The following is a 7,640-nucleotide window of genomic DNA, read 5'->3' as shown; positions in this document are numbered from 1 at the left end:
CAATACCTAGTTGATTCAACAGATGTTCTACGGTCCATGACAACTCTTTTCTATTCCCCGGTACAGGAGACACCGAGCGGAGCTCTCCTGGACCTGAGCGGCGCGGCAAGGCTTTCGCACTGACCAGCGTCTCGCGCCGCTGCCGCTGATGCCCTGCGTCATTTGGGACAATGCGCTGTTCCGGCTTTACGCCTGGCGTCCCGTGCCTGGGCAGGCAGGGGTAACGTTTCCCCCTGGTCCTCCCGTTTGCACCGTGTAAGAGGAACAGGTCCGAAGCAAGTAAAAAGGGACCCCGGACCCATTTGGGTCCGGGGTTTTCCCCCGCTATATAACAGGGGTATCCCTTTTATGCTCGAGACTTAGCTAATAGTCAGCTCCACAGTGCCGACGGTCAGCTTCACCCAGTTGGTAACGTCATCGCGCTCGTCGACCTCAACAGGATCAGACCCGTCGGTCACGGTCACGGGAGCGGAGCCCTCAACCACGATCACGGTGCCGGGCACAACATAAACCTTGGTGTCTATGCTATCCGCGATCTCGACGGGCTTGCCGGAAGGCTGGCTCACATAGGAGACAGTCACGCTGGTCAGGTTCAGCTTGGTAGCGGCGCTCAGCTCGATGTCCGCAGACACAGCGGCGGCAGAGTACACAGTATCATCAAACTTGGCACCACCGGTGGTGTCGATCACCGACATGCCGCTCTCCACAGCCGCAGCCACCAGGTTATCCGAGGTATTTGCCACGATCTGGCCGCTGGTCACAGCCTTGCTGTTGACGGTGGCGGTCACACCGTTCAGAGTGACCTCATAGCCGCCATTCAGGGTGACATCCGCGTTGCCAACAGTGTACTCCTCCAGGTTGTCGCCCACGTCGGCGTTATCAATGACACCGGCGTAGCCGCGCTCAGGAGCCACAGCGATAGTCTCTCCCACCTTGACATAGTCATTGGTGGTAATGTCAGTGGAGGTGGCGTTGGTCAGGGTCACCTTGGAAGCCGCATACAGATACACATCCGCGCTGATGGCGCTGGAGTTATCCAGCACCTGAGCGCTGGCCTTGGTGCCGGTCTTGGCGGTGCTGTTGCTCACATCGCTGCCGGTGACCAGGATCACGGCATCGGCATCAGCGGTCTTGACCGTAAACTTCTGGGCATTGTCGGAGGCCTTGACGTACCAGACGTTCTCGTTCTTGGAAACGGGGGTCACTTCACCGGAGCCATTCTCCACCTTGCTCAGGGTCACGCCCTCGCCCACGTGGATGGCATAGACGCTGACCACATCAGAGGTGCTCAGGGTCATGTCCTCGTTCACGGTGAGGGTCAGGAAGCCGGCCTTCTTCACCTCGCCGATGAAGTTGCCCTGGCTGTCCTGCACCTGGGCGCCGACAGTAGAGAAGCTGGAATCCTGAATCAGCAGAGTGGTGCCCTCCGCCACCTGGTACTCCGTGCCGAAGGCGGTGGAAGCACTGGAGGGGATGAGAGTCTTGCCGTCCGCGCTCCAGACCTTGGCGTTGTTCAGGGTGCTGTCCAGAGTCAGGGTACGGGTCTCAGGAGCCGCAGGCTCATTCTTCAGGGTAATGGCGATGTCGGTCTTGTCCTTCACCTTGAAGCTGATGGCGACAGACTTCCCGTCCGCGGCTACGGTGTAGTCAGCGGCGGCGATGCCGGCCACGGTGTCGATCAGCTTGCCAGCGGGGGCGGTGTAGGTGTAGGAGTAGGTCTCGCCAGCCTTCAGGGTGGCGGCGGCGGCGCTCACGGCGGTGCCGTCAACGGTCAGGGAGATGGCCTTGTACTCGGACTTCTCCTGCTTGACGATGTACACCAGCTCGGCGGGGTCATCGCTGTCGTCGGGCTTGGCAACATAGGCATAGGTGTAGTAGTCGTCGTCCTCTTCCATGTCCTTCAGGTCGCCAACGCGCACGTCAGCGGAGCTCTTCAGGTCCTTGCCGTTGTTCTTCAGCTCATAGGTGGCCACAACGAAGATGGTCTCGCTGTTGGCGGTCCACTGGTCGGCGTTGCTGTCGCCCAGGGAGAAGGCTCTGGAGCCCACCACCTCGGGGACCGCGCTGACCGCGATCTTGTCCGCGTCGGTGACCACGCCGGAGCCGTTGGTGCGGTTGACCACATACAGGCCGGACTTGCCGGTGGTGATTTCCTGGTGGGCATCGGCGGTGAAGATCAGAGTGGTCTTCTCGCCGTCCACATACACGGTGGCTTCCTTGTACATCTTGTTCTTGTCATAGGACTCATAAGCTTCCCAATCAGCCACATAGAAGTAGGTCTTGTTGCTGTTGGAGGCCTCGCCGGAGTAGACGAAGACCACGTCCAGGGCGCCGTCGCTGTTCTTGTCGATGGCCCAGAACTTCACAGGATCGGTGGCATCGTTGTCCACGTAGTCGGGGACGTTCTCGAAGCCGGTGTACAGGACCTTCTCATCGGTGTCGATGAAGGCGGTCTTCTCGTCCACGATGTACTTGGTGCCGTTCACATAGATGAAGGCCTTGTCGCTGTTGATGGCGGCGGTGTTGTTTCCGTTGCCGACAGCGTGATCCTCGGTATCCTTGTAGTTGTTGTCCTCATAGAGGTCGCCGTCATCGCGGTCGTTCACGTTCGCGTAGGGCAGGATCTGACGCAGGGTGTAGACGTCGTCAGACACGGTCCAGGCGAAGACGTGCTTCTCCAGCTTCTCCTGGATGTTCTCTTCCGCATTTTCGCCAGTCAGAACGAAGTCCTGTCTGTCGGAGTGCAGGTCGATGTACTCGTCATCGATCTCCACGGTCTTGGCGGTGCCGTCGGTGAAGACGACCTTGGCGGTGATGGTCTTCAGGGACACGTCAACGGCGTCCACATACAGGTAGTTGGCATAGTAGTCATCCAGGGCGATGAAGCCGATGACATAGCCGTTGGGGTCCAGGAACAGGCGGTAGCCGATATCCAGGGTGGGGTGCTTCTCGTTGATGCCGTCCACATCACCCTCGGTCCACTTGGAGTAGTTGTACTGGTTGCCGTCGTCCAGCTTGACGTAGTTGCCCTGATCCTCCTCAGGATCGGCGTCCTTCTTGACGCGGGTCACAGTGCCCTCGGCGGTGGCGGGATCGTTGATGGTGGCCACGAAGGCGTCGCCGTCCTCGTCCACATCCACAGTGACGACAACATAGTCGTCCTCAGCGAAGCCCTTGCAGTAGATCTTCCGGGTGTCCACGGAGTCGCCCAGGGGGTCCTGGGTGCCCAGCATGCGGACGGTGGCGAACTCGCCGTCATCGTCGGAGCGGATGTCGGTGATCTCGGCCAGGTAGTAGTTGATCTTCACCACGGTGACGGTCTCGTTGACCTCGTCAACATAGATCTCGGTGGTGGCACCCTTGTCGGTGTACTCGTAGGTGGGGTCCTTTTCGTTCTCGGGCCGGCCGGCAACCTCCTGCTCGGCGCCGTCCACATAGGCGACCCAGTCATAGACATAGTCGCCCTTCTCGGTGCCCTCGACGACCGTCTTGCCCAGGTCCTTATAGATCACGTTCTCCTTGGTCCCGGCAGTGTAGACATAGTCGGGGGTGTCGGCCACGGTGATGATCTCGTCATCGGAGGTCATCTTCACGTTCTCAGGCTTCAGGCTGCCGTCCTCATTGAGGCCGTAGGAGTCATTGCCCTCGGTGGTGGCGGAGGTGCCCCGGTAGGAGCCGGTGCCCCAGGTGGTGCCGGGACGGCCGTAATCGGTGTTCTCGTTGGTCTTGTAGACCAGGTCGAAGTTCTTGTAGCCCAGGGTATCGGTGTAGTAGAAGGTCAGGGAGTAGATGATACCCTTGTTCTCGTTGTAGTACACGCCCAGCAGCTCGTTGTACTGAACGGGCACGGCCTTGGTCAGGGCGTTGAACACCAGCTCAGCCACGTTGTCGCGGGTCAGACCCTCGTTGGCGGCGAGCTTCAGGTCGCCGTACAGGCCCAGAGCGGTGCCCTTGGCGGTGGCGGCCAGCATCCAGTTGTCGCCGAAGTCAGCGGCGTTCTGGAAGTAGCCCAGGGCGCGGCACAGCATCAGCACGGCCTGCGCGGTGGTCACGGTGGCGTTGGGGTCGAACTTGCCGTCGCCCACGCCGGCCACGATGCCCAGGCTGGAGCACAGGTTCACATAGCCCTGCGCCCAGGCGGGGACGTCGGTGAACACATTGGTCTCCGCGAACTGGTTGACGTTCACGCCAGCGCCGTACAGCATGGTGCTGATGATGACCGCCATCTCGGCGCGGGTGACTACGTTCTCGGGGCCGAAGGACCCGTCCTCGTAGCCGTCAAAGAGGCCGATGGCAGAGGTGACCGCCACGGCGTCCTTGTTGACGATCTCAGCGTTGTCGCTGAAGTCGTCAAGGCCCTTAGCGCTGGAGCCCACGACCATCATGCCCAGGAGCATAACGGAAGCCAGAGCCAGGCTGAGAGCACGCTTCAGGTTTCTCATTGGATATTCCTCCTTTTTATATTGACAAAAGTCGCTGTTTTCTGACAAACCGGGCCTTTTCCAGAACATTTCGGCCCACTATGCCTGTACAACACTTCTGGCACAGGAGGAATTGGTTATAAAAAGGGGAAGATCAGGGGAAAAATCTCTGGGATCACGCCTAAAAAGTTTCCCTGGTAGACATTTGGTAGACACGCAAAAACAGAAGGAACGGCAGGGCCCTGAAACTCCAGGCCCCCGCCGCCCTTTTTTGGTAGACTTTTGGTAGACATCGCGCAAATCGGTGTTCTTATGATACCCAGAGAAAATTGCTGCGCAGATCCTGCATTTTGTTTCACAGGGACAGGGAAATCGTTCCCGTCTCAGAACAATATAAGAAGAGTGCCACACCTATTGGTGTGGCACTCTTCCTCTTGGTGGAGACAACAGAACTCGAATCTGTGACCTTCCGCGTGTGAGGCGGACGCTCTACCGGCTGAGCTATGCCTCCATATGGACGGCTCAAAAAAAGGTGGTGACCCGGACGGGAATCGAACCCGTGTTACCGCCGTGAAAGGGCGGTGTCTTAGCCGCTTGACCACCGGGCCGTATATGGCTCAGAGCCAATGCTCTGTTAGATTGTAATGGTAGCGGCACCTGGATTTGAACCGGGGACACTGCGGGTATGAACCGCATGCTCTAGCCAACTGAGCTATGCCGCCATGTCTGCCCGTCTCGAACAGGGCAAGAGTTAGTATAACCGAAGTGTTCCGATTTGTCAACATTTTTTTGCAAGAAAATCTGTAATTTTTTCCGGTGGGAAAAGAGCGGGGACGAAGGGGGCTCCGCCCCTGCTCTTTAGGTCAGTGCAGAAGAACAGAAAGCCCAAAGGCGACAGCGGCAGGGATCAGATTTTCCCAACGGAAGGGATGGTCCAGCAGCCCGCGGATCAGCAGGACCGCGGCGGCGATGCGCAGAAGCCAGGGCAGCAGGCCCAGGATGACCAGGAACGGCACACTGAGGATGGTCAGCACCACGCCCAGGACCAGGATCACAGCCAGGCAGAGCAGAGACAGCGTGAATAGGGTAATCATTTTGAATTTCCTCCTTCCTACTGACGCTATCCTACCATTTGATTCTGAAAGGGGGAGAAAGGCAGCATTAAAAACAGCTTAAAAGCGGCGGCGGTCATACCTTTTATTCTGGATGGAACTGGGCGCGGTACTGGTGCATCCGCACGGAAAACAGCTCACCGGTGGAGGGAGGGGTATAAGTAATGGCGTTGGCTCCGGCCTGGATGGTGCGGAGGATGTCCTCCTCTGTGGGGCCCCCGGTGGCAATGATGGGGATGTCTGGGAAATCTTTTCGAATCTTGGCCACGATCTCAGGGGTGCGTGCGGCCCCTGAGATATTCAGAATATCGGCTCCGGCCCGGACACGCCCGGCGACATCCATCTCAGAAGAGATGATGGTGGCAATGACCGGGATGTCCACCACATGCTTGATCTGGGTGATGGTCTCGTCTGTGATGGGGGCGTTGACCACAACGCCGAAGGCCCCCTGGTGCTCTGCGTACTCCGCCTGCCGGACGGAGCGGGAGCCGCTGGTCATCCCGCCTCCCACACCCACGAACACCGGGACGTCGGCCACACTGATGATGGCCTGGGCGATGGAGGGCTGGGGGGTAAAGGGATAGACCGCGATGATGGCGTCTCCGTTGACGTTCTTGATGATGGCCACATCGGTGGTGAACACCAGGGATTTGATGCGGCGGCCAAAGATGCGGATGCCGCTGCATTCTGAAATACAGTGGGGGACGGCCAGCAAATGGCTGCGCAGAGTCCCGCTGTATGTAGGGATCTTTTTCATAGGCGTAGTACCTCCTGCGGATGAGACAGGTTTGGGGGCGTCAGGTCAGGTCCTGGATGTGGATCTGATAGATCTTGGCCGGGCGGCCTCTCAAGTTGAGCTGCCGCCGGAACTGTACAGAGGCGTAGCCGCCGGCCTCCAGCTTGGATAGAATCCGGAGAGCACTGCGAGGGGTGATATCCAGATAGAAGGATAGCTCCTCCGCAGAGAGAGTGTCGTTTCCTTTCTGGGTAAGGACGGAGACGATCTTACTCAAATAGAGGGGGGAGATGGAGAGACGGCGGCTGAGCTCCAGCCGCTTTTCATCGGGCGCATCGGTATAGGAAATGCGGCGGACGCTGGAGAGCGGGCCGATGATGGTGTTGTCCTCCATCACGATAAAGGCGGCGGAGCCCTTGCACAGCAGCGCCTCTTTCAGCGCCCGCTGGGCGTTTCGGTGGGCATCCACTACGTTGCCGGCACAGCCCCAGGCGGTACAGATGGGAAAATCCAGTCCCGCCTCCAGAAAGGCAGTCACAGGACAGATGGTGTACTGCTGCGTGAGGTCTTTCAGGACTGAAATATTGGTGGTGATCTCATAGTGCTCCCCGTGCTCATAGATGAGGAAGGGGGTGCCGAATTGTTTGTTGCAGGCCTGAAGACGGTCCCCCAGTGCGGCCCACTGTTCCTTGGACAGGGGCATGATGGAACGGATCAGCCCCAGGCAGGCGGCGGAATCATGCATAGACTGGGTGCGCAGCTGCATGACCAGACCGCGGAAGGTCTCCAGCATGGATTCGGGGGAAGGGGAGAGATACAGATAGCGGATATGGTGATCGCTGAGATAGTCAGCCAGACTGGCAAAGCGGGTCACGATTAGGTCCACCTTTCCACTATTCCAAAGATGCAAATAGTATTCTTTTACGGGAGCATCCCAGTCGTATGGGTCGAGGGAGTCCCAGTCAATGGGGGCCTCACTCAAAAGGGGGATGTTCTCTCGCTGAAAAATAGAGCGGAAATCTACGGGCATATCTGGGATATCAAAATATACACGCTGAAAATCCAGATTGGGTTCCTGGACAGCTAGACAGGCAATCATCTTGTAATAGTCCCGGTCTGAAACATTGAAATAGGCACAGGGCTTTTGAATGGGGCCAAAGGTGCCAGTGATAATCTCAAAGGGATATGAGCCGCCGAACAAAAAGGCGTCGAAGCGATCTCGGTTTTGTTCATACAAAAACTTCAGGTGATCGGGAGAGGTATAGGGTAGATAGGTAACCATCCCATAGCGGGTCAGCTCGGAGTCGATATCCATGACTCGCTCCAGAGACAACCTGCTGGTAAAGATACCAAATGAGTGCATCCTGATAC

The 7,640-nt window shown here is 58.1% G+C and carries 4 protein-coding genes and 3 tRNA genes; all 7 read right to left on the bottom strand.

What is annotated here, in order from left to right; translation table 11 throughout:
- Positions 1-359 precede the first annotated feature (359 nt).
- Positions 360-4,442, bottom strand: coding sequence for an S-layer homology domain-containing protein (locus tag NE584_RS14335; protein ID WP_256183086.1), 4,083 nt, complete (start codon positions 4,440-4,442; stop codon positions 360-362).
- Positions 4,443-4,856: 414 nt separating this feature from the next.
- Positions 4,857-4,932: transfer RNA gene (locus NE584_RS14330), tRNA-Val, on the bottom strand.
- A gap of 22 nt (positions 4,933-4,954) precedes the next feature.
- A tRNA-Glu gene (locus NE584_RS14325) sits at positions 4,955-5,029 on the bottom strand.
- Between the two features lie 37 nt (positions 5,030-5,066).
- Positions 5,067-5,143: transfer RNA gene (locus NE584_RS14320), tRNA-Met, on the bottom strand.
- Positions 5,144-5,284: 141 nt separating this feature from the next.
- Positions 5,285-5,515, bottom strand: coding sequence for a hypothetical protein (locus tag NE584_RS14315; RefSeq protein ID WP_050622815.1), 231 nt, complete (start codon positions 5,513-5,515; stop codon positions 5,285-5,287).
- Positions 5,516-5,618: 103 nt separating this feature from the next.
- Positions 5,619-6,290 (bottom strand): hydrolase, encoded by a 672-nt coding sequence (locus tag NE584_RS14310; RefSeq protein ID WP_050622814.1) that lies wholly within the window; start codon positions 6,288-6,290, stop codon positions 5,619-5,621.
- Positions 6,291-6,330: 40 nt separating this feature from the next.
- Positions 6,331-7,632, bottom strand: coding sequence for a hypothetical protein (locus tag NE584_RS14305; protein WP_256183084.1), 1,302 nt, complete (start codon positions 7,630-7,632; stop codon positions 6,331-6,333).
- Positions 7,633-7,640: the final 8 nt, after the last annotated feature.

The organism is Clostridium sp. DFI.5.61, assembly GCF_024462915.1.
Classification (GTDB): Bacteria; Bacillota; Clostridia; order Oscillospirales; family Oscillospiraceae; genus Lawsonibacter; species Lawsonibacter asaccharolyticus.
Note: the sequence above shows the minus strand (reverse complement) of the source record. Positions and strands in the feature narration are given on the sequence as shown.

What these genes read in the sequence shown, in the direction of transcription:
- NE584_RS14335 (WP_256183086.1), bottom strand. Translation starts at nt 4,442, where the DNA reads ATGAGAAACCTGAAGCGTGCTCTCAGCCTGGCTCTGGCTTCCGTTATG.
- NE584_RS14315 (WP_050622815.1), bottom strand. Translation starts at nt 5,515, where the DNA reads ATGATTACCCTATTCACGCTGTCTCTGCTCTGCCTGGCTGTGATCCTG.
- NE584_RS14310 (WP_050622814.1), bottom strand. Translation starts at nt 6,290, where the DNA reads ATGAAAAAGATCCCTACATACAGCGGGACTCTGCGCAGCCATTTGCTG.
- NE584_RS14305 (WP_256183084.1), bottom strand. Translation starts at nt 7,632, where the DNA reads ATGCACTCATTTGGTATCTTTACCAGCAGGTTGTCTCTGGAGCGAGTC.